This window comes from Halomonas sp. ABH4_019, assembly GCF_056159885.1.
Window position 1 is genome coordinate 192373 of record NZ_JBSWWC010000003.1, and the last position, 20564, is coordinate 212936.

Below are 20564 nucleotides of genomic sequence, written 5' to 3' on the forward strand. Positions count from 1 at the left end.
CATGAAGGAGAGTGCCTCTTGAGCGCCTCGCCCCGCGTGCGCGGCTGGTGTCCCGGCGCCTGGCGGCCCATGGCCACCGGCGACGGCCTGTTGGTGCGCGTGCGCCCGCCGCTGGGCCGGCTTACAAGGGCCCGGATGCTGGCGCTGTGCGACGCCGCCGAGACCTGGGGCAGCGGCCTGATCGAGCTGACCCGCCGCGCCAACCTGCAGCTGCGCGGCGTGAGCGAGGCCGGCTGGCCCGCGCTGATGGCGTTTCTGGTCGAGCACGGCCTGGCGGCCCCGGACGCCGAGGGTGAGCGCCGCCCGGGGCTGCTGCTCGCCCCGGACTGGTGCGACGGCGATGCCATCGTCGAGGCGGCGCGCCTGCTGGAACATCGCATGGCCGACTGGCCGGCGTTGCCGGACAAGTGGGGCCTGGCGCTGGATGCCGGCCCGGCGCCGGTGTTGGGTGACGTGCCCGCCGACCTGCGTCTGGAGCGCTCGCGCGAGGGCGGCCTCCTTGTGCGGGCCGAAGGGCGCGATCTCGCCACGCCGGTCGCCGACGCCGAGGCCGCGGTCGCGCTGATGACGCGGCTGGCGCACTGGTTTGTCGAGTCGGGCGGCCCCGCGGCCGGGCGGATGCGTCGCTTCGAGACGCCGCTGCCTGAGTGGGCGGAGGCCGATACCGAGCCAGCTGCCGCGCCGCAGGCGTCCGACCATGCCCCGAACCTGGCGCCGGGGCCGCATCCGCATGGCCGGGTGGTGGGGCTGCCCTTCGGCCGGGCGCCGGCCTCGACGCTTCGCTCTTTATTCTCCGCCGAGGGCATCACCGGCGTGCGCGTGACGCCCTGGCGGCGCCTGCTGCTGGAAGGCGAGCACGCGGGGCAAAACGAAGCCGCGGCGGACGACGGGCTGATTCATGACCCGCGCGACCCGCGCCTGGCCATGGACGCCTGCCCCGGCGCGCCGTTCTGTGCCCAGGCCAGTGTGGCGACCCAAGGCCTGGCTCGGTCGCTGGCCGAGCGCTCCGGCAAGCCAGCGACCGGCAGCCTGCATCTTTCCGGCTGCGCCAAGGGCTGCGCCCGCGGCGGCCTGGCCGAGGTCTGCCTGACGGGGCGCGACGGCCGCTATGACCTGATTCTGGGCGGACGCGCCGACGACACGCCGGTCGCGACCGGCCTCAGCGAAGCCGATGCCGTCGAGCGCATCGTCGCGATGCGGAACAACCGATGACGCGGGGACGAGGTGGCGCGTTCATCGCTCGCGCCGCCTCGTTGCCGGTACCGAGTGATTGAGAGGAACAACATGCCTTACGTCTATGAAACCGACGGACCGGCGATCTACCGGGAGTCCTTCGCCATCATACGGCGCGAGGCCGAGCTTTCACGCTTCTCGCGCGAGGAGGAGCCGGTCGCCGTGCGCATGATTCACGCCGCCGGCCTGGTGGCGCTGGCGCCCCACGTCCACTTCCGCGACGACGCGGTGGCCCGCGCCCGGGCGGCGCTGGAGGCCGGGGCGCCGATCTTGTGCGATGCGCGCATGGTCGCCGAGGGCATCACCCGCAAGCGCCTGCCGGCGGACAACGCCGTGATCTGCACCCTGCACGACGAGCGGGTGCCGGGGCTGGCGCACGAGATGGGCAATACCCGCTCGGCGGCGGCGCTGGAGCTGTGGCGGCCCCAGCTCGAGGGCGCGGTGGTGGCGATCGGCAACGCGCCGACCGCGCTGTTCCACCTGCTCAACATGCTCGAGGACCCGGACTGCCCGCGCCCGGCGGCGATCGTCGGCTGCCCGGTGGGCTTCGTCGGCGCGGCGGAGTCCAAGCAGGCGCTGTGGGAGAGCGGGGCGGCGCCCTGCGCCATCGTCGAGGGCCGGCTCGGCGGCAGCGCGGTGACGGTGGCCGCCATCAATGCCATGGCGGATCGCAGCGAATGACGATGCCAGAGACGCCTTCCAGCACGCCCCCCGGCACGATTCACGGCATCGGCCTTGGCCCCGGCAGCCAGGACCTGATGAGCGTGCGCGCCGACCGGCTGATCCGCGGCGCCAGCCACGTCGCCTACTTCCGCAAGAAGGGCCGCACCGGCCACGCTCGCACCATCGTCGAGGGCATGCTGGCGCCCGGTGCCGTGGAGCTTGCGATGGAGTATCCGGTCACCACCGAGATTCCCGTCGACGATCCGCGCTACAACGAGTGGCTGGCGGCCTTCTACGAACGCCAGGTGGCGAAGCTTGCCGAGATCGCCGGGGCGGGCCAGGACGTGGCGGTGCTGTGCGAGGGCGATCCCTTCTTCTACGGCTCCTTTATGCACCTCTACACGCGGCTGCTGGATCGCGTGCCGGTGGAGGTGGTGCCCGGCATCACCGGCATGTCCGCCGCCTGGACGGCCACGGGCTGGCCCATCACCTGGGGCGACGACGTGCTGACCGTGCTGACCGCGACCCAGCCCGAGGACCGGCTGGCCGAGCGCATCGCGCGCACCGACGCCCTGGTGGTGATGAAGATCGGCCGCCACCTCGACAAGCTGCGCCGCGCCCTGGCAAGCGCCGGCCGCGAAGACGAGGCCTGGCTGATCGAGTACGCCTCCATGGGCCGTCAGCGGGTGGTGCCGCTGCGCGATGCCGGCGAGCGGGTGCCCTATTTCTCGATCCTGGTGATTCACGGCAACGGGAGGCGGCCATGAGTGCGGAGACACCAAAAGGCTGGGTCCGGATTGTCGGTCTCGGCCCCGGCAGCGAGGCGCTGATCACCCCCGAGGCGTCGAGCGTGCTGATGGAGGCCACCGACGTGGTGGGCTACGTGCCCTACGTCGAGCGGGTCGCGCCGCGCCCGGGGCTGACCCGCCACGGCTCGGACAACCGCGAGGAGATCCGCCGCGCCGAGCAGGCGCTGGCGATGGCCGCCGACGGCCGCCGGGTGGCGGTGGTGTCCTCGGGCGACCCCGGCGTGTTCGCCATGGGCGCGGCGGTATTCGAGGCGCTGGAGGCGGGCCAGCCGGCCTGGCGGGCGCTGGACATCCAGGTGCTGCCGGGGGTCTCGGCGATGCTCGCCGCCGGCGCGCGGCTCGGCGCGCCGCTGGGCCACGACTTCTGCTGCCTCAATCTCTCCGACAACCTCAAGCCCTGGGCGCTGATCGAGAAGCGCCTGCGGCTGGCCGCCGAGGCCGACTTCGCCATGGCCTTCTACAACCCGCGTTCCCGCTCGCGGCCGGAGGGCTTCGCCCGCGCCCTGGACGTGCTGCGCGAGGCCTGCGGCCTGGATCGCCCGATCATGTTCGCTCGCGCGGTCTCCACCCCGGAGGAGCGCCTGCGGGTGGTCACCCTCGGCGAGGCGACCCCCGAGATGGCCGACATGCGCACCCTGGTGATGGTGGGCTCGAGCCTGACGCGGCGCATTCCGGCCGCAAGCGACGAGGCGGACGAGTGGGTCTATACGCCGCGGTCGGCACCATCATTTGAGGCGGTGCTATGACCCAGCCAGTCGAGCGTTTCCCGGATGGTATGCGCCTCGCGGCGGGGCGGCGGCGCCGGGCGGTCGATCATCAGCACCGGAAGCCCCAGCGCGCGGGTGGCCTCGAGCTTGGCCGCGGCCCCCGTGCCGCCGGCGTTCTTGCATACCAGGCGCTCGACGCCGTGCTCGCGCAGCAGGGTCAGGTCGCCCTCCCGGGTGAAGGGGCCGCGGTCGACGGTCAGGGTATGGCGCGGCAGCGGCGGCGCCTCCTCGGGAAGGTCGACCAGCCGCAGCACGTAGTGGTGCTCGGGCCGGGCGGCGAAGGCCGCCAGATGCATGCGCCCGATCGCCAGCAGCACCCGCTCGGGCGGACCGGCAAGTGCGGCCACCGCCACCTCGATGCTGGCGACGCGCTGCCAGCGGTCTCCCTCTTGCGGCACCCACGGCGGCCGGGTCAGGGCGATCAGCGTGGTGCCCGCCCGCGCCGCCGCGGCCACGGCGTGGCGGCTCATCTGCTCGGCGAAGGGATGGGTGGCATCGACCAGGTGGGTGATGCGCTGCGCCTCGAGGAAGGCGGCCAGCCCGTCCGCGCCGCCGAAGCCGCCGACCCGGGTCGGCAGCGGCTGGGGTTTCGGTGCGGCGACGCGGCCGGCGTAGCTGAACAGCGCGGGGATCTCGCGCTCGGCGAGCGCGCGGGCCAGGGCGCTGGCCTCGGTGGTACCTCCCAGGATCAGGACCTTCATGATGACTGACGCGGACGACGCTCCCTGGCTGACGGTGGTGGGCTGGGGCGAGAGTGGCACGGCCGGGCTCACGCCGGCAAGCCGCGAGGCACTGGAGGCCGCCGAGGTGGTGTTCGGCGCCCGTCGCCACCTGCGCCTGCTGCCCTCGCTTTCCGCCGAGGTGCGCGAGTGGCCGGTGCCCTTCGCCGACGGCATCCCCGCGCTGCTGGCCGAGCGCGGCCGGCGCACGGTGATGCTGGCCTCCGGCGACCCCTTCTGGTTCGGCGCCGGCGCCACCCTGGCGCGGCATCTCGCGCCGGGCGAGTGGCGCTCGCTGCCGTCGCCCTCGACCTTCGGCCTGGCGGCATCGAGACTCGGCTGGTCGCTTGAGGGCGTGACCTGCCTCGGCCTGCACGCTCGGCCGCTGACGCGCCTGCGCCCGCACCTGCACTGCGGCCGCCGGCTGCTGGTGCTGCTGCGCGACGGTGCCGCGGTCGGTGAGCTCGCCGACTGGCTCGGGCGCGTCGGCTTCGGCGCCAGCCGGCTCCACATACTGGAGGCTCTGGGGGGCGATCAAGAGCGCGTACGCCGCCGGCGCGCCGACGCCGAGCCGCCGGGCGACATCGCCCATCCGGTGGCGGTGGGGCTCGAGGTCGACGGCGACGGGCCGGCGCTGCCGCTGACGCCCGGGCGACCGGATGGCTGGTTTTCTCACGACGGCCAGATCACCAGGCCGGCGGTGCGCGCCGCCACGCTCGCCGCCCTGGCCCCGATGCCGGGCGAGCGGCTGTGGGACATCGGCACCGGCTCGGGCTCGGTGGCCATCGAGTGGCTGCTGGCCCATCCGGACAACCGCGCCCTGGGCCTCGAGTGCGATGCCGAGCGGGCCGAGCGTGCGCGGCGCAACGCCCGCGAGCTCGGCGTCGACTGGCTGGAGGTCATCGAGGGCGACGCCGCGGCGCTGCTGGCGAATGACTTCGCCGACGCGCCGCCGCCTGATGCGGTCTTCATCGGCGGCGGGCTCTCCGAGGCGCTGCTCGACGCCCTGTGGCCGCGCCTGCCGGCGGGCACGCGGCTGGTGGCCAACGCGGTGACGCTCGAATCCGAGGCGCTGCTGGCCCAGCGGCAGCGCGAGCTGGGCGGCGAGCTGGTGCGCCTGGAGCTGTCGGCGGCGACCGCCCTCGGTAGCCGCCGCGGCTGGAAGGCCGCCTATCCCATCGTGCAGTGGCGAGTCGTGAAATGAGCGGTGCGGGGCAGGGTGCCATGAGGCGCGGGGTCGGGCGCCATGAAGAGCAAGGCGCGGGGCCGGGCGCCATGAAGAGCAAAACGATGAAGATCGCGGGCTTCGGCTTTCGCCGCTCGGCCACGCTCGCCTCGCTGGCCGAGGCGCTGGAGCGGCTCGAGTCGCGCCATGGCCCGGCCGACCGGCTGGCGGCGGCCGACAGCATGCGGTCGATGGTGCAGACCCTGGGCGATACGCGGGGCCTCGAGACCCTCGTCGTGCCCGACGCGGCGCTGGCCGCGGCCGAGACGCTGACCCGCTCCCCGCACAGCCGCCGGGCCCGCGGCACCGGCAGCGTCGCCGAGGCGGTGGCGCGGTTGGCGGCGGGGCCGAGCGGCGAGCTGCTCGGCCCGCGACTGGTGTCGTCGGATCGACGCGCCACCGCCGCCATGGCCAGCACCGCTACGACGCAAGACACTCCGGCAGGAGACATGCCATGACCGTTCACTTTATCGGCGCCGGCCCCGGCGCGCCGGATCTCTTGACGCTGCGCGGGCGCGATCTGATCGCCACCAGCCCGGTGTGCCTCTACGCCGGCTCGCTGGTGCCCGAGGCGATCCTCGACCACTGCCCGGCGGACGCGCGGATCATCAATACCGCGCCGCTGTCCCTCGACGCGATCATCGACGAGATCGCCGCGGCCCACGCCGCCGGCCAGGACGTGGCCCGGCTGCACTCCGGCGACCCGTCGGTGTGGTCGGCCATGGGCGAGCAGCTGCGCCGGCTGCGCGAACTCGGCATTCCCTACGCCATCACCCCCGGGGTGCCGGCCTTCGCCGCGGCGGCCGCCACCCTCGGCCAGGAGCTGACGCTGCCGGGTGTGGCGCAGTCGGTGGTGCTGACCCGCACGCCGGGCCGCGCCAGCGCCATGCCGGACGGCGAGACCCTGGCCAACTTCGCGCGCACCGGGGCGACCCTGGCGATCCACCTGTCGATCCATAACCTGGACCGCGTAGTGGCGGAACTCGAACCCTTCTACGGCGACGACTGCCCGGCGGCCATCGTCTGGCGCGCCAGCTGGCCCGACCAGAAGGTGATCCGCGGGAGGCTCGACACCCTCGCCGCTAGGCTCGAGCCAGCCATGAACCGCACCGCGCTGATCCTGGTCGGCCCGGCGCTGGCAAGTGACGACTTCGACGACAGCTGCCTCTACGCCGTCGGCTACGACCGCCGCTTCCGGCCGCAGTCGGCGGACTCGCCCTTTGCCGAGGGCGGTGTCCTTGCAGAAGAGGGCGAGCAGCGAGAGGGCGGCGCATGATCCATCTGTCGCTGATCGGCATCGGCACCGGCAACCCCGATCACATCACCCTGGCCGGCGTGCGCGCGCTGCGCGAGGCCGAGCTGATCCTGCTGCCGCGCAAGGGCGAGGCCCGCTCGGACCTGGTTGACCTGCGTCGGCTGCTGTGCCGCAATCTGCTCGACGAGGCCGCGCTCAAGCGGGTGATGGAGTTCGACCTGCCGCGCCGCGACGGCCGCGACGACTACCTGGGAGCGGTGGACGACTGGCACGCGGCCATCGCCGCGACCTGGCGCGAGCAGATGACGCAGCGACTGCCCGAGGGCGGGCGGGTCGCGATGCTGATCTGGGGCGATCCCTCGCTCTACGACAGCAGCCTGCGCATCGCCGCGCGCCTCAAGGGCGCGGGACCTGAGGACGAAAGCGGCATGGCGCTCGAGGTGGAGGTGGTGCCGGGCATCACCAGCCTGCAGGTGCTGACCGCCGAGCATCGCATCCCCTTGAACGCCCTGGCCGAGCCGGTGCAGATCACCACCGGGCGGCGCCTGCGCGAGCGCGGCTGGCCCGGCGACGTCGCCAGCGTGGCGGTGATGCTGGATGCCGGCGGCGCCTTCCAGGTGCTGGCCCCGGAGGGGCTGCATATCTGGTGGGGCGCCTATCTCGGCATGGACAAGCAGTGCCTGATCGACGGCGCGCTGACCGAGGTCGGCCCCGCCATCGTCGAGCGCCGTGCCGCGCTGCGCGAGCGCCACGGCTGGATCATGGACGTCTATCTGCTGGCGCGTACGCCGCTGCTCTAATGATGGATACCGGGGACAAGCCTACGCGGAGACGCGATAAATACATCCTTGTAGCTCCCGACGCCCTGCGGCGCTCTCGCGTCCCGCTTCGCTTGCGGGGCCGGTGCTGGCCATCCTTGGCCAGCCCGTTCGGAGCAATGCTCCTCACCCCTGGCGTAGGAGCTCCGCTGCGGCTTGCCCCCGGTATGGCACTAGAACCACCACGCTATTCCCTCGATCGCTGGAGATCCCGATGAAGCACGTCGACCCCGAGCGCCATGCGGTGCGCATGGCCCACAAGCAGAAGATCATGAACGAGCGGATCGCCGCCGCCGACAAGGAGCAGGGCGTGCTGCTGGTGCTCACCGGCCCCGGCAAGGGCAAGAGCAGCTCCGGCTTCGGCATGGTCGCACGCGCCCTGGGCCATGGCATGAAGGTCGGCGTGGTGCAGTTCATCAAGGGCAAGTTCCAGACCGGCGAGGAGGCCTTCTATCGCTCGCTGCCGGGCGTGGACTACCACGTCATGGGCGAGGGCTACACCTGGGACACCCAGGATCGCGAGCGCGACGTGCGCGCCGCCGAGGCGGCCTGGGCCGAGGCCCGGCGCATGCTGGCCGACCCGGACTATGCCCTGGTGCTGTTCGACGAGCTCAATATCGCCCTGCGCCACGGCTATCTGGAGCTCGACCGGGTGTTCGACGACCTCCAGGGCCGCCCGGCCATGCAGCACGCCGTGGTCACCGGCCGCCACGCCCCCGAGGCGCTGATCGAACTGGCCGACACCGTGACCGAGATGAAGGTGGTCAAGCATGCCTTCAAGGATCAGGGGGTCAAGGCGCAAAAAGGCGTCGAGCTGTAGTCGTCTCGGCCCTGTTGTCGCCGGATGAGCGCCGGGGCGAGACGGCGCGAGGGGTTTTTGCCATGGATGGCAAAAGTTAGCGCCCAGGGATGGGTTCACAGCGCCCTCGTGCCGGCTTGGCGCCGGGAAAGCTCATCATTCGCCGAGGTTCGTGCTATCCCACCACCACGATTTCCAGGAGACCGCCGCATGGCAGACCCGACCGGGCGACCCGATCACGCCTTCCCCGAGGCGCAGCGCGAGGGCCTCTACCGGGCCATCTTCGAGCGCCGCGACGTGCGCGCCCAGTTCCGCCCGGACCCGATTCCGCCCGAGGTGCTGGCGCGGCTGCTCGAGGCCGCCCACCACGCGCCCTCGGTGGGCTTCATGCAGCCCTGGGACTTCCTGCTGATCGACGACCGCGCGGTGCGAAGCCGCGTGCACGCCATCTTCGAGCGCGAGAACGCCAGGGCGGCCGAGGCCCACAGCGGCGAGCGCGGCGCGCTGTATCGCCGCCTCAAGCTGGAGGGCATCCTCGAGAGCCCGCTCAACCTGTGCATCACCTGCGACCGCAGCCGCGGCGGCGAGCACGTGCTGGGCCGCCAGAGCATCGTCGAGATGGACCTGTTCAGCACTTGCCTGGCGGTCCAGAACCTGTGGCTGGCGGCCCGGGCCGAGGGCATCGGCGTGGGCTGGGTCAGCATCCTCGATCAGGAGGAGCTGGCCGACGTATTGGCCCTGCCGGAGAACGTCTATCCGCTCGCCTACCTGTGCCTGGGCTACGTCGACGACTTCCTCGATCGCCCCGAGCTGGCCCGCGCCGGCTGGCGCCAGCGCCTGCCGCTGGCCGAGCGAGTGCACGGCAACGGCTGGGGCCAGGCGGCCGATGCCCCGGCGCTGTTCGAGGCGCTCTCGGCGCGGGAGGGCGAGCGATGAAGGCGCTGATGATCCAGGGCACCACCTCGGACGCCGGCAAGAGCACGGTGGTGGCGGGGCTGTGCCGTCTGCTGGCCCGGCGCGGCGTGTCGGTGGCACCCTTCAAGCCCCAGAACATGGCGCTGAACAGCGCCGTGACGCCGGAGGGCGGCGAGATCGGCCGCTCCACGGCGCTGCAGGCGCTGGCCTGCGGGCTTGCGCCCCACGCCGACATGAACCCGGTGCTGCTCAAGCCCGAGACCGACCGCGGTGCCCAGGTGATCCTCGACGGCCGGGTCCACGGCCACATGGACGCGCTGGATTACCACGCCTTCAAGCGCCAGGCCCGGGAGACCGTGCTGGCGGCCTGGGAGCGGCTGACGCGCCGCCATGATCTCGTCATCGCCGAGGGCGCCGGCAGCCCCGCCGAGATCAACCTGCGTGCCAATGATATCGCCAACATGGGCTTCGCCGAGGCGGTGGACTGCCCGGTGTGGCTGGTGGCCGACATCGACCGCGGCGGCGTCTTCGCCCAGCTGGTGGGCACCCTCGAGCTGCTGAGCGCGTCCGAGCGCGCGCGCACCACCGGGCTCGTGATCAACCGCTTCCGCGGCGACATCGCCTTGCTCGAGCCGGGGCTCGACTGGCTCACCGAGCGCACCGGCAAGCCGGTGACCGGCGTACTGCCGCATCTCAATGGCCTGCTGCTCGACGCCGAGGACGGCCTGGGCCTCACCGAGAGCGCCGCCGAGGCGCCGGGGCTCTCGGTGGCGGTGCCGGCGCTGCCGCGGATCAGCAACCACACCGATCTCGACGCGCTGCGCCTGCATCCGCGGGTCGAGCTGACGCTGGTCGGGCCGGGCCGGGCCATCCCGCCCGCCGACGTCATCCTGCTGCCCGGCAGCAAGAGCACCGCCAGCGACCTGGCCTGGCTGCGCCGCGAGGGCTGGGAACCGGCGATCCGCCGCCACCTGCGCTACGGCGGCCGGGTGCTCGGCATCTGCGGCGGCTTCCAGATGCTCGGCGAGGCCATCGACGACCCGGACGGCCTGGAGGGCGAGGCCGGCAGCGTGCCGGGGCTGGGGCTCTTGGCCATGCGCACCCGCATGGTGGCCGGCAAGCAGCTGCGCAACGTGCGCGGGCGGCTGATGGGGGGATCAGGCGGAGAGAACGTGGCGGTGAGCGGCTATGAGATCCATAACGGCGTCAGCGAGGGCCCGGCGCTGGCGCGCCCGCTGCTCGACCTCGACGGCCGGCCGGACGGCGCGGTGAGCGAGGACGGTCAGGTGATGGGCACCTACCTGCATGGCCTGTTCGACGAGGCGCCGGCGGCCGCCGCGCTGCTGGCCATGCTGGGGCTTGCCGGCGAGGCTACGGCCGTGGACCTGGCCGCCCACCGCGAGCGCCAGCTCGACCGCCTGGCCGATACCCTGGAGCAACATCTCGACCCGGCCGCCCTCGAGGCGCTGATCGGTGGCTGAACGGTCACTGGGTGGGTCTCGCGTGGTCGTCGAGAAAAGACTCAGCGAAAGCGTGTGGGATCGTCGCTGATCACCGCGTCGACGCCCCAGTCCCAGCGCGGGACGAAGGCGTCGGGGTCGTTGGCCGTGTAGCAGAGCAGAGCGACGCCGGCGGCCTTGATCGCCCGGGCGCGTGTGGCCCTCAGGGACTTCCAGTTGGCGTGCACGCTGACGGCCTGGACCGCCTCCGCGCGGGCCTGCCAGTCGCGGGGCACGCGGTCGAACAGCGCGCCCAGGGCCAGCCGTTCGGGGCCGACCAGTGCCCGGCAATGGGCCAGCGCCCGCGCGTCGAAGGACGAGAGCAGCCGCCGCTCGAACGGCATGGCGTCCATCACCGCCGGCACCGCCGCCTCGGCCAGCGCCACCGGGTCGTGGCCGCGGTTGACCTTGAGCTCCAGGTTGACGCCCATGTCGAGCTCGGCGAGCAGCGCGAGCATCGCCTCGAGGGTCGCCATCCGCTCGCCGGCGAAGGCGGGGGCGAACCAGGCCCCCGTGTCCAGTCGACGCGCCGCGGCCAGGTCCATGGCCGCCAGCCGGCCGCGGCCGTCCGAGCAGCGCGCCACGTCGCGGTCGTGCCAGATCACCGGGGTGCCGTCGCCGAGCAGCTGGACATCGAGCTCCACCCAGTCGATGCCGGCCCGATGAGCCGCGCGTACCGCCGCCAGGCTGTTTTCGGGCGCATGGGCGGAGAGGCCGCGATGGGCGATCAGGCGAGGTAGCGGCGGTGCCGCAGGGAGAGCGAGGGGCATGGCAGGGCTCCTTTCGAGGGCGGCCTGGACGCCGTGTCGGTTGCGGGAGGAAGATGGCCATCGTGCACCCCCGGATGTCGTCGGGGCGGCCCCAGGGCAGGAGGGCACCATGCGACGCTATATCGGCGACTGGCTGAGCCGTTACCTTACCAAGCCGTTGCCGGGATTGAAGACCCTCGAGCCGGTGGATCTCGAACGCCTGGCGGCCTGCCTGCGGCCCGGCGACGTTCTGGTGGTCGAGGGCAATACCCGGATCAGCACCGCGATCAAGTACCTGACCCAGTCGACCTGGTCCCATGCCGCGCTCTATGTGGGCGAGGCCTTCCAGCAGGCCGGCGGCGGTCCGAGGGGCCTGGTCGAGGCCGACGTGCGCGAGGGCGTACGGCGGGTGGGCGTCGACCACTATGCCGGCCTGCACTGCCGGATCTGTCGGCCGGTAGGATTGCACGACGCGGAGGTGGCGAGTCTGATCGCCTTCGCCGGCGCGCGCCTGGGCCATCGCTATGACCTGGGCCATGTCGTCGACCTGGCGCGCTATCTGTTGCCGACCCCGCCGGTGCCGACGCGCTGGCGGCGGCCGATGCTGGCGCTGGGCAGCGGCGACCCCACCCGGGCGATCTGCTCCACCCTGATCGCCCAGGCCTTCCAGTCGATCCGCTATCCGATCCTGCCGCGAGTGGTGCCGGCCGCCTCGCTGGACCCGGGCTGCTGGGGCTGCGAGATTCGGGTGCTCTATCCGCGTCACTACAGCCATTTCGTGCCCCGGGACTTCGACGTCTCGCCTTATTTCCAGGTCGTCAAGCCGAGCCTGGACGAGCGTTTCGATCATCGTCGCCTGGTGTGGGGAGCCGAGCCCGAGGGTGCCGGGGAGGGGCCGGACGCGGTGTGACGAGTGTGCTAGGCTGCGCGGTTTCGAGCCCGGTCGCGCCGGGCGCCAGGCATCGAGGGAGAGCCGATAGCGATGAGAGTGGTGCATATCAAGAACGAGGCCCAGCGCGAGGCCTGTCTGGCGCGGCTGTGCGCCGAAGCGTACGGCCAGGACGCCGGGATCGCCCCGCTGGTGACCTTCGCCGGGGTGATGGGCGTGCTGTTCGAACAGGAGGCCGCGCGGCTGCTGGCGCTGGCCGACGACCAGGGACGGCCGCTGGCGCTGGCGCTGCTGGCCCTGGACGAGACCGGGGAGGGCATGACCGTGATGCAGTTGGCGGACCTGTCCACGGATACCGTCGAGGCCCCGGGGCTGCGGCTGGTCGGCGAGCTGGCGCTGCGCGCGCCGCTGCGCGTGGACGCGGTCGACGAGGCCCAGGAAAGGCATTTTCGCGGGGCCGGCATCGAGCGCTGGTTCAGCGGCAAGGGCGGAGTACGCATCGGGCTGTCGAGCCGACATCCGGCCACCGGGCTCGGCGATCTGCCGCGCACCCTGACGGTGGACGAGAAGGGCATCGTGCAGTCGTTCAAGCGCGACCGGGCACTGTTCGACGACTACAAGCAGCGCTTCGTGAAGGGACTGGAGGGTTTTCCCGCCACGCTGTCGGCGCGCCACTGATGGGGAAGCGCGCCGCCGGGGCGGCGCGCGTTCGGGGGAGGCGTTAGGCTTCGTTCACCGTGAAGGTGCCCTTCATCAGGCTGGAGTGGCCCGGGAAGGAGCAGAAGAAGGTCAGGTCGCGACCGGCCAGGCCCTCGGTGGAGAAGGTGATGGAGGTGCTCTCTCCACCGCCGATGACATCGGTGGCGGCGAGGATGCGGTCGTCGTCCGCCGGCAGGTAGTCGTCCTCCAGCCCCGCATTCATGCCGGCCTGGGCCAGGGCCTGGTACTCCGATGTCTCGGAGAGCACCCAGTTGTGGCCCATGACGTTGGCCTGCATCGAGCCGGTATGCTCGAGCGTCAGGGTGACCTCGTCGCAGCTGGCCGGCACGCTCATGGCGTCGGTGTCGAACTGCATCTGGTCGTTGCCCTCGATGGTCAGCTGACATGCCTCGTCGTCCTGCGCCATGGCGGGCGAGGCGGTGAGGGCGGCGGCCAGGGCGGTGGTGATCAGCATCCAGGTAGCTTTCATGGGGGTGTCCTTATTGTCGTCAATTTGGTGCGCTTAATGTATACACTTTCATTCTTTGACAGCCCTGGCCACCTGTCAAGCCTTTCTCCGGTGGGTATGGCTTGACCCCGGGAGGCGGGAGCGCTTGACTGGGCATCATCTTCGTTAGCGGCATAAGGTTACCCAGCATGGCCAAGCGCATCCAGTTTTCCCGTACCGGCGGGCCCGAAGTCCTCGAACTCGTCGAGTTCACCCCCGCCGAACCGGGGCCCGGCGAGGTGCGGGTCCGCAACCAGGCGGTGGGGCTGAACTTCATCGACATTTACTTTAGGACAGGCCTGTACCCGGCGCCGGGCCTGCCGTCAGGGCTCGGCACCGAGGCGGCGGGGGTGGTCGAGGCCCTCGGTGAGGGCGTCGACCACCTGGCGGTCGGCGATCGCGTGGCCTACGCTCAGGGGCCGCTGGGCGCCTATGCCGAGCAGCACGTGCTGCCGGCGGAGAAGGTCGTGGCGTTGCCCGATGGCGTCGAGGTGGAAACCGCCGCCGCCGCCATGCTCAAGGGGCTCACCGTGCAATACCTGCTGCGTCAGACCTACCCGCTGCAGGGCGGCGAGACCATCCTGTGGCACGCCGCCGCCGGTGGGGTCGGCTCCATCGCCTGCCAGTGGGCGAAGGCGCTGGGCGTGAAGCTGATCGGTACGGTGAGTTCGCCGGAGAAAGCGTCGCTGGCCGAGAGGAACGGCGCCTGGGCAACCATCGACTACACCCGCGAGGACGTCGTCGAGCGGGTCCGCGAACTCACCGGTGGCGAGATGTGCGACGTGGTCTATGACTCGGTGGGCAAGGATACCTGGGAGACCTCGCTGGACTGCCTGAAGAAGCGTGGCCTGATGGTCAGCTTCGGCAATGCCTCGGGGCCCGTGGAGGGCGTCAACGTCGGTATCCTCAACCAGAAGGGCTCGCTGTTCGTGACGCGCCCGAGCCTCAACGGTTATGCCGATACCCGCGAGCGCCTCGAGGCCATGGCCGCCGACCTGTTCGCGATGCTGGAAAGCGGCAAGGTCACCATCGACATCGGCCAGCGCTACCCGCTCGCCGACGCGGCCCGGGCCCAGGAAGCCCTGGCCGGGCGGCGCACCACCGGATCCACCATCCTGCTGCCCTGAGTCGTACCGCCCCCTAGGACGGAGGTCACAGCGAGTCGTTGAGTTCGCCGATCAGGCGCTCGCGTCGCTTGAGGGCGGCCAGGCCGGCATCACCCAGCTGGCTGGCCGCCTCGCTCAGCAGCCCCTCGGCCAGCAGCATGAAGGCGCACATGCTGTTGCTGAAGAACAGGCTGTGATTGGGCACCGTGAAGCTGTCCTGGGCGAGCCTGGCCAGCGGTGAGCCGGCGGCATCGGTCAGGGCGATGACGTGAATCCCCTGGCGGGCCGCCACCTCGGCCGTGGCCAGCACGCTGGGGGTATAGGGAAAGCAGCTCACCACCACCAGCACGTCGCCCGCGTCGAGCTGGGCCAGGGCATCCGCGACCCCGTGCCGGATGGGGTCGAGCGGTGCCGCATCGGGTCGCAGCATGCTCAGCCCGTAGGCCATGAAGGACGCCAGCGAGGCGAACTGGCGCATGCCGTGTATCCTCACGCGTCGGGCGTCGACCAGCCGGCGTGCGCTGCGGGTGAAGGCTTCGCCATCCATCCCCGATATCGTATCGCTGATATTGGCGCTTTCCTGGCGTCCCAGTCTGGCCAGTCGGCCCAGGGCGTCTCCATCTCCTTCGCCGTCCAGCAGGCGTGATACCTGGTCGCTGTAGAAGCTCTTGCCTTCGGTGACCTGGCGCCGGAACACGCCCTGCAACCCCCCGAAACCCTCGAACCCCAGCCGCTGGGCCAGGCGCGACAGCGTCGAAGGACTGACGTCGAGGCGCACGGCCAGGTCGCTGATCGACGAAACGGCGACCTGCTGGGGGGCGGACACCATCGCCGTCAGCACCTGCCGCGAGCGCTTGCCCAGGCGCAGCGCGCCGTTGCCCGCCTCGATGTCGGCGAGCAGGCGTTCGAGATCGGCCAGGGTGTCCGGACGTTGTGGCGAGGCAGATGACATGGTGAGGAGCGGGCTCCAGATGGCAATCGAGCGGGCATTGTAGCTTCCGCGGTGCATGGCGTCAGGCCGGCGTCGAATCTGTTTGCAAATATATTTCCCTTTGATCAAAATTGGAAATGTATTTGCTAATAGCCCCGTGAGGAGGGCAGCATGAGTCACGTGTTCCATCGTCACCTGCAGCAGCGCTATCCCACCGCCGTGAGTGGCGAAGGTCCGTACTTGATCGATGCCGACGGGCGACGCTATCTCGATGCCTGCGGTGGCGCCGCGGTGTCCTGCCTGGGGCACAGCGATGGCGAGGTGGTCGAGGCGATCCGCGAGCAGGCGGGGCGACTGGCCTACGCCCACACCTCCTTCTTCACCACCGAGCCCATGGAGGCGCTGGCCGACTTCCTGGTCGGGCGCGCCCCCGAGGGGATCTCCTCGGTCTACTTTGTCTCGGGCGGGTCCGAGGCGGTGGAAGCGGCGCTGAAGCTGGCCCGGCAGTATTTCATCGAGCGCGGCGAGCCCGGGCGTCGCCATCTGATCGCGCGTCGTCAGAGCTATCACGGCAATACCCTCGGCGCCCTGGCCACCGGCGGCAACGCCTGGCGGCGGCGGCAGTTCGAGCCGCTGCTGGTGGAGGTGAGCCATGTGAGCCCCTGCTACGCCTATCGCGACCAGGGCCCGGGCGAGACGCCGGAGGCCTATGGAGAGCGCCTGGCACAAGAACTCGAGGCCGAGATCCAGCGGCTGGGGCCGGAAACGGTGATGGCCTTCGTGGCCGAGCCGGTGGTGGGGGCGACGCTGGGCGCCGTGCCCGCGGTGCCGGGCTATTTCAAGCGCGTCCGCGAGATCTGCGACCGCCACGGTATCCTGCTGATCCTCGACGAAGTGATGTGCGGCATGGGGCGGACCGGCAGTCTGTTCGCCGCCGAGCAGGAAGGCGTGTCGCCGGATCTGGTCACCATCGCCAAGGGCCTGGGGGCCGGCTATCAGCCGATCGGCGCGACCCTGGTCGGCGAGCGGATTCGCGCGGCCATCGCCGAGGGCTCGGGCTTCTTCCAGCATGGCCATACCTACATCGGCCACGCCACTGCCTGTGCCGCGGCGCTGGCGGTGCAGCGTGCCATCGAGTCTCGCGACCTGCTGCCTCGCGTCCGGACGCTGGGCGAGGGGCTCCAGCGGCGCCTGGAGGATCGCTTCGGCGAGCATCCCCACGTCGGCGATATCCGCGGACGGGGGCTGTTCCGCGGCCTCGAACTGGTGGCCGAGCGTGACGGCAAGACGCCGTTCGCGCCGGCGCGCAGGCTTCACGCCGCCATCAAGCGCACGGCCATGGACCACGGCCTGATGTGCTACCCGATGGGCGGCACCATCGACGGCCAGCGCGGCGACCATATCCTGCTGGCGCCGCCGTTCATCCTCGAGGAATCGCATCTGGACGAGCTCGTCGACAAGCTAGATGCGACCTTGAAGACCGTTCTCGACCACCATTGAAGGAATTCGCCCGATGTCGATCGACTCCCGCCTCTCGCCCCTCGACGAGGCCCAGATGGCGCCCGAGCAGCGCCGCGTGCTGGACGCCATCCTCAGCGGTCCCCGCGGCAACCTCGATGGCCCCTTCCTGGCCTGGATCCATAGCCCGGCGCTGGCCGATCACGCCCAGCGCCTGGGTGCCTTCTGCCGCTATGACACTCGCCTTCCGTTGCGGCTCACCGAGCTGGCGATCCTGGCCACCGCCGCCTGGTGGCGATCCCAGGCCGAGTGGCAGATCCACGCGCCCATTGCCCGCGAGGCCGGCGTATCCGAGGCGGTGATCGAGGCCCTGCGGGAGGGGCGCGAGCCGGCCTTCGAGCGCGATGACGAGGCACTGGTGCACCGCCTGGCCGCTTCCCTCTACGCCACTCGGCGGGTCGAGGATGGCCTCTACGCCGAGGCGGTGGCGGCCTTCGGCGAGCCGGCGGTGGTGGAGCTGGTGGGCGTGCTGGGCTACTACGCCCTGGTCGCCATGACCCTCAACGTCTTCGAGGTGCGCCGCGGCAGCGCGCCCTTGCCCTTCGCCGAGCCGCCGCGGGTGGGCCCCGTGGCCTGAGGCACAGCGTCGGCCGGCTGCGGCGAGTGTCGCGCTGGGTCGGCAGGGGCAGGGCCGCCGGCACTGGTCGGTCGATGCGGGCTGGTGTCTTGCCTCGGGAGCGGCGATGATGAAGGCATCGATCGTCGTTTCCGTTTCGTCACAAGGACGTGAATCGCCATGGCCGACAGCACCCTGGTCTTCCTCCTGCTCGGCGCGACCCTTGCGGCCTTCGTCTGGGGCCGCTTCCGCTACGACCTGGTGGCCCTGGCGGCGCTGCTGGTGTCGACCGTGCTGGGGTTGGTGCCCGCCCAGGAGGCCTTCCTCGGTTTCGGCCACCCGGCGGTGATCACCGTCGCCGCGGTGCTGGTGCTGAGCCGTGGCTTCGAGCGCTCGGGGCTGGTCGACCTGATCGCCGAGCAGGCGCTGCGGGTCGGCGACCGGCTGATCCTGCAGACCCTGGTGCTCAGCGGCACGGTACTGGTGCTCTCCGGCGTGATGAACAACGTCGGCGCCCTGGCCTTGATGCTGCCGGTGGCGCTGCGCCTGGCCCGCGAGCATGACAGCCCGCCATCGCTGCTGCTGATGCCGCTGGCCTTCGGTTCGCTGCTCGGCGGACTGACCACCCTGATCGGCACGCCCCCCAACATCATCATTTCGGCCTATCGCCAGTCGCTGGATGGCGAGGGCTTCGGCATGTTTTCCTTCTTTCCCGTTGGTGCCAGCGTCGCCCTGGCCGGCCTGGTGGTGATCGTGCTGGCCGGGCGCTTCCTGGTACCCCAGCGGGCCGGCAAGGCCTCGCTGGATGCGATGTTCGACACCGCCCACTACCTGATCGAGCTGCGCGTGCCGGAGGAGGGCAAGGCGGTGGGCTGGTCGCTGCGCGACCTGCTCGAGGCGGTGGAGGAACCCATCCCGGTGCTGGCGGTGGTCCGCGACGAGGCGCGCTACCCCGGCCACGCCTTCCTCGGCACCCTGAGGGCTGACGACATCCTGTTGGTGGAGGCCGGCCCGGAGGAGATGTCGCTGCTCGAGGACAAGGCGGGCCTGGCGGTGGGACCCGAGCCGAGCGAGGACGACGAGACGGAGGACGCGGAAGCGGTAGAGGAGGGCGAGCGTACCGCGGTCGATACCGAAGGCCTGCAACTGGTGGAGGCGGTGGTGCGCAACGACTCGATGATGTTGCATCGCACCGTCGGCCAGCTGCGCCTGCTCAACCAGTTCGGCCTGCACCTGGTGGCGGTGGCCCGGGACGGCGGACGCCTCAACCAGCGATTGCGCGACATCCGCTTCCGGGCCGGCGACGTGCTGCTGCTTCAGGGTGGCGAGGGTGATCTCGGCGAGAGCCTGGCGACCCTGGGCTGCCTGCCGCTGGCCAGCCGACACCTGGCCCTGGGCCAGCCGCGGCGGCTGCTGCTCTCGGTGGCGATCTTCGCCGCGGCGATCCTGGCCATGGTGCTGGACTGGCTGCCCGCGGCGGTGGCGCTGAGTGCCGCCGCCCTGGTCTCGCTGCTGGCGGGCGTGTTGACCCTGCGCGAGGCCTATCAGGCCATCGACGGCCCGGTGATCGTGCTGCTCGGTGCCATGATCCCGGTGGGCCAGGCGCTGGAAACCAGCGGCGGCGCCGGGCAGATCGCCGAGCTGCTGTTGACCTGTGGCAGCGACTGGCCGGTGGTGGTCACCCTGATGGCGCTGTTCGGCATCGGCATGCTGCTGTCCAACGTGGTCAACAACGCCGCGGCGGCGCTGCTGATGGCGCCTATCGCGGCGAGCCTGGCCAGTGGCTTCGAGGCCTCGCCGGACCCCTTCCTGATGGCGGTGGCAGTCAGCGCGTCCTGTGCCTTCCTGACTCCCATCGGGCACCAGTCCAATACCCTGGTGATGGGGCCCGGCGGCTATCGCTTCGGCGACTACTGGCGGCTGGGGCTGCCGCTGTCGCTAGCCGTGATGGCGGTGGCGATCCCGATGATCCTGCTGGTGTGGCCGCCCTGAGAGCGCACGCTATTCGATGTTCAGTGCCTGGAAGGCCGCTTCGTTGGCGCGCAGTGAAGGTAGCAGTGCTTCACCCAGTTCGGCGGTCACGTCGGCGAGCAACGCCTCGGCGACGGCAAACATCGCCGCCAGAGGGTTGAAGAAATGGTCCCCCTCGCCGTAGGCCAGGAAGTGACGCCATGCGAAGGGCAGCAGCGGCGAGTCGGTGCGGTTGGTCAGGGCGATCACCCGGGCCCCCTGGCGAGTGGCGAGTTCGCTGCAGGCCACTGTCATCTGGGTTTCGGGCTTGACGGCAATGGCCACCAGTACGTCCTCCGGGCCGATGCGGCCGAGATCCTCGGCGAGGGTGAATCCGCCGCCGCCGAGGGTGGTGACGGGCTTGTCGAGGAAACCGAGGTAGTAGCCGAGATAGTGCGCCACGCCGAAGCAGCCGCGCAGGCCGAGCACGTAGATTCGCCGTGCCTCGATCAAGGCCTGGCCAGCCTCGTGCATGGCATGGCTGTCCAGGTGTTCCGCGGTGCGCGAGAGGTTGTCCAGCTCTTCGGTCATCATCCGCACGCTCCTGGCATCGCCATTTCCGGGGGCGCCCGCCAGCCGCTTTACCTGCTCGCTGTAGAAATGGCGGCTGCGCAGCATCTCCTCCTGAAATAATCGCTGGAACTCGCGAAAGCCCTCGAAGCCGAGCTGGTGCGCCAGGCGGGTCAGCATCGAGGCGCTGACGCCATGACGCTCGGCCAGGCCGCCGATGCTGTGCAGGGTGACCTCTTCGGCGTTCGCCAGCAGTGCCTCGAGCAGGGCCTGACGACGGGGGCCAAGACGCACGGGGGCGGCCCGTCGACGGGCCGCCTCGGCCAGTGTGCGCAGTGTCTCCAGGGAACCGGGGGGGAGGGGGATCTCGGCGGTCGCGGACATGG

22 protein-coding genes are annotated in these 20564 nt (G+C 71.2%); 17 read left to right on the forward strand and 5 right to left on the reverse strand.

Annotated features, from left to right (window positions below):
- Window positions 1-18 precede the first annotated feature (18 nt).
- The 4 genes from ACXAFN_RS13230 to cobJ all read left to right on the forward strand — a co-directional run bounded on the left by ACXAFN_RS13230 (window position 19) and on the right by cobJ (window position 3451).
- Window positions 19-1212: a cobalamin biosynthesis protein CobG gene (locus ACXAFN_RS13230; RefSeq protein WP_474989271.1), complete on the forward strand. Its 1194-nt coding sequence runs from the start codon at window positions 19-21 to the stop codon at window positions 1210-1212.
- 72 nt (window positions 1213-1284) lie between these two features.
- On the forward strand, window positions 1285-1914 hold the full coding sequence (locus ACXAFN_RS13235; protein ID WP_474989272.1) for a precorrin-8X methylmutase: 630 nt from the start codon (window positions 1285-1287) through the stop codon (window positions 1912-1914).
- On the forward strand, window positions 1911-2663 hold the full coding sequence (gene cobI / locus ACXAFN_RS13240) for a precorrin-2 C(20)-methyltransferase (RefSeq protein WP_474989273.1): 753 nt from the start codon (window positions 1911-1913) through the stop codon (window positions 2661-2663). The genes ACXAFN_RS13235 and cobI overlap by 4 nt, the downstream gene beginning before the upstream one ends.
- Window positions 2660-3451, forward strand: a complete 792-nt coding sequence (gene cobJ / locus ACXAFN_RS13245) for a precorrin-3B C(17)-methyltransferase (protein ID WP_474989274.1) — start codon at window positions 2660-2662, stop codon at window positions 3449-3451. The genes cobI and cobJ overlap by 4 nt, the downstream gene beginning before the upstream one ends.
- Here cobJ and ACXAFN_RS13250 read toward each other — a convergent pair.
- A complete protein-coding gene (locus tag ACXAFN_RS13250) occupies window positions 3409-4173 on the reverse strand; it encodes a cobalt-precorrin-6A reductase (protein WP_474989275.1) in 765 nt (254 codons plus the stop codon). The genes cobJ and ACXAFN_RS13250 overlap by 43 nt on opposite strands.
- Between ACXAFN_RS13250 and cbiE the strand changes: the two genes are divergently transcribed.
- From cbiE to ACXAFN_RS13285, 7 genes are all read left to right on the forward strand, one after another.
- Window positions 4172-5395, forward strand: coding sequence for a precorrin-6y C5,15-methyltransferase (decarboxylating) subunit CbiE (gene cbiE, locus ACXAFN_RS13255; RefSeq protein WP_474989276.1), 1224 nt, complete (start codon window positions 4172-4174; stop codon window positions 5393-5395). The genes ACXAFN_RS13250 and cbiE overlap by 2 nt on opposite strands.
- 86 nt (window positions 5396-5481) lie before the next feature.
- The gene (locus tag ACXAFN_RS13260) at window positions 5482-5874 is read left to right on the forward strand and encodes a cobalamin biosynthesis protein (protein WP_474989277.1); all 393 of its coding nucleotides are present in this window, start codon (window positions 5482-5484) and stop codon (window positions 5872-5874) included.
- A complete protein-coding gene (cobM, locus tag ACXAFN_RS13265) occupies window positions 5871-6692 on the forward strand; it encodes a precorrin-4 C(11)-methyltransferase (RefSeq protein ID WP_474989278.1) in 822 nt (273 codons plus the stop codon). The genes ACXAFN_RS13260 and cobM overlap by 4 nt, the downstream gene beginning before the upstream one ends.
- Window positions 6689-7471 (forward strand): precorrin-6A synthase (deacetylating), encoded by a 783-nt coding sequence (gene cobF, locus ACXAFN_RS13270; RefSeq protein ID WP_474989279.1) that lies wholly within the window; start codon window positions 6689-6691, stop codon window positions 7469-7471. Before cobM ends, cobF begins: the two co-directional genes overlap by 4 nt.
- A gap of 232 nt (window positions 7472-7703) precedes the next feature.
- Window positions 7704-8309, forward strand: coding sequence for a cob(I)yrinic acid a,c-diamide adenosyltransferase (cobO, locus tag ACXAFN_RS13275; protein ID WP_474989280.1), 606 nt, complete (start codon window positions 7704-7706; stop codon window positions 8307-8309).
- Between the two features lie 189 nt (window positions 8310-8498).
- Window positions 8499-9224 (forward strand): 5,6-dimethylbenzimidazole synthase, encoded by a 726-nt coding sequence (gene bluB / locus ACXAFN_RS13280; protein WP_474989281.1) that lies wholly within the window; start codon window positions 8499-8501, stop codon window positions 9222-9224.
- Window positions 9221-10684, forward strand: coding sequence for a cobyric acid synthase (locus ACXAFN_RS13285; protein WP_474989282.1), 1464 nt, complete (start codon window positions 9221-9223; stop codon window positions 10682-10684). Before bluB ends, ACXAFN_RS13285 begins: the two co-directional genes overlap by 4 nt.
- A gap of 41 nt (window positions 10685-10725) precedes the next feature.
- On the opposite strand, the gene ACXAFN_RS13290 is transcribed toward ACXAFN_RS13285, so the two are convergent.
- A complete protein-coding gene (locus ACXAFN_RS13290; protein ID WP_474989283.1) occupies window positions 10726-11472 on the reverse strand; it encodes a glycerophosphodiester phosphodiesterase family protein in 747 nt (248 codons plus the stop codon).
- A 109-nt stretch (window positions 11473-11581) separates the two neighbouring features.
- Here ACXAFN_RS13290 and ACXAFN_RS13295 point away from each other — a divergent pair, with 109 nt between their 5' ends.
- Both ACXAFN_RS13295 and ACXAFN_RS13300 read left to right on the forward strand, forming a co-directional pair.
- Window positions 11582-12361: a C40 family peptidase gene (locus tag ACXAFN_RS13295; RefSeq protein WP_474989284.1), complete on the forward strand. Its 780-nt coding sequence runs from the start codon at window positions 11582-11584 to the stop codon at window positions 12359-12361.
- Window positions 12362-12433: 72 nt separating this feature from the next.
- Window positions 12434-13018 carry a hypothetical protein gene (locus ACXAFN_RS13300; protein ID WP_474989285.1) on the forward strand — a complete coding sequence of 195 codons (585 nt, stop codon included), beginning with the start codon at window positions 12434-12436 and terminating at the stop codon, window positions 13016-13018.
- Between the two features lie 43 nt (window positions 13019-13061).
- On the opposite strand, the gene azu is transcribed toward ACXAFN_RS13300, so the two are convergent.
- Window positions 13062-13529 carry an azurin gene (gene azu, locus ACXAFN_RS13305; protein WP_474989286.1) on the reverse strand — a complete coding sequence of 156 codons (468 nt, stop codon included), beginning with the start codon at window positions 13527-13529 and terminating at the stop codon, window positions 13062-13064.
- A 167-nt stretch (window positions 13530-13696) separates the two neighbouring features.
- Here azu and ACXAFN_RS13310 point away from each other — a divergent pair, with 167 nt between their 5' ends.
- Complete coding sequence (locus ACXAFN_RS13310; protein WP_474989287.1) at window positions 13697-14674, forward strand: NADPH:quinone reductase; 978 nt, start codon at window positions 13697-13699, stop codon at window positions 14672-14674.
- A 25-nt stretch (window positions 14675-14699) separates the two neighbouring features.
- On the opposite strand, the gene ACXAFN_RS13315 is transcribed toward ACXAFN_RS13310, so the two are convergent.
- Window positions 14700-15605 (reverse strand): MurR/RpiR family transcriptional regulator, encoded by a 906-nt coding sequence (locus ACXAFN_RS13315; RefSeq protein ID WP_474989288.1) that lies wholly within the window; start codon window positions 15603-15605, stop codon window positions 14700-14702.
- A 150-nt stretch (window positions 15606-15755) separates the two neighbouring features.
- On the opposite strand from ACXAFN_RS13315, the gene ACXAFN_RS13320 reads away from it, so the two are divergent.
- The 3 genes from ACXAFN_RS13320 (at window position 15756) to ACXAFN_RS13330 (ending at window position 19650) form a co-directional block, all read left to right on the forward strand.
- Entirely contained in the window at window positions 15756-17084 is a 1329-nt protein-coding gene (locus tag ACXAFN_RS13320; RefSeq protein ID WP_474989289.1) for an aspartate aminotransferase family protein, read from the forward strand.
- A gap of 13 nt (window positions 17085-17097) precedes the next feature.
- Window positions 17098-17679: a carboxymuconolactone decarboxylase family protein gene (locus tag ACXAFN_RS13325; RefSeq protein WP_474989290.1), complete on the forward strand. Its 582-nt coding sequence runs from the start codon at window positions 17098-17100 to the stop codon at window positions 17677-17679.
- Between the two features lie 159 nt (window positions 17680-17838).
- The gene (locus ACXAFN_RS13330; protein WP_474989291.1) at window positions 17839-19650 is read left to right on the forward strand and encodes an SLC13 family permease; all 1812 of its coding nucleotides are present in this window, start codon (window positions 17839-17841) and stop codon (window positions 19648-19650) included.
- 9 nt (window positions 19651-19659) lie between these two features.
- On the opposite strand, the gene ACXAFN_RS13335 is transcribed toward ACXAFN_RS13330, so the two are convergent.
- The gene (locus ACXAFN_RS13335; protein WP_474989292.1) at window positions 19660-20562 is read right to left on the reverse strand and encodes a MurR/RpiR family transcriptional regulator; all 903 of its coding nucleotides are present in this window, start codon (window positions 20560-20562) and stop codon (window positions 19660-19662) included.
- Window positions 20563-20564 lie beyond the last annotated feature (2 nt).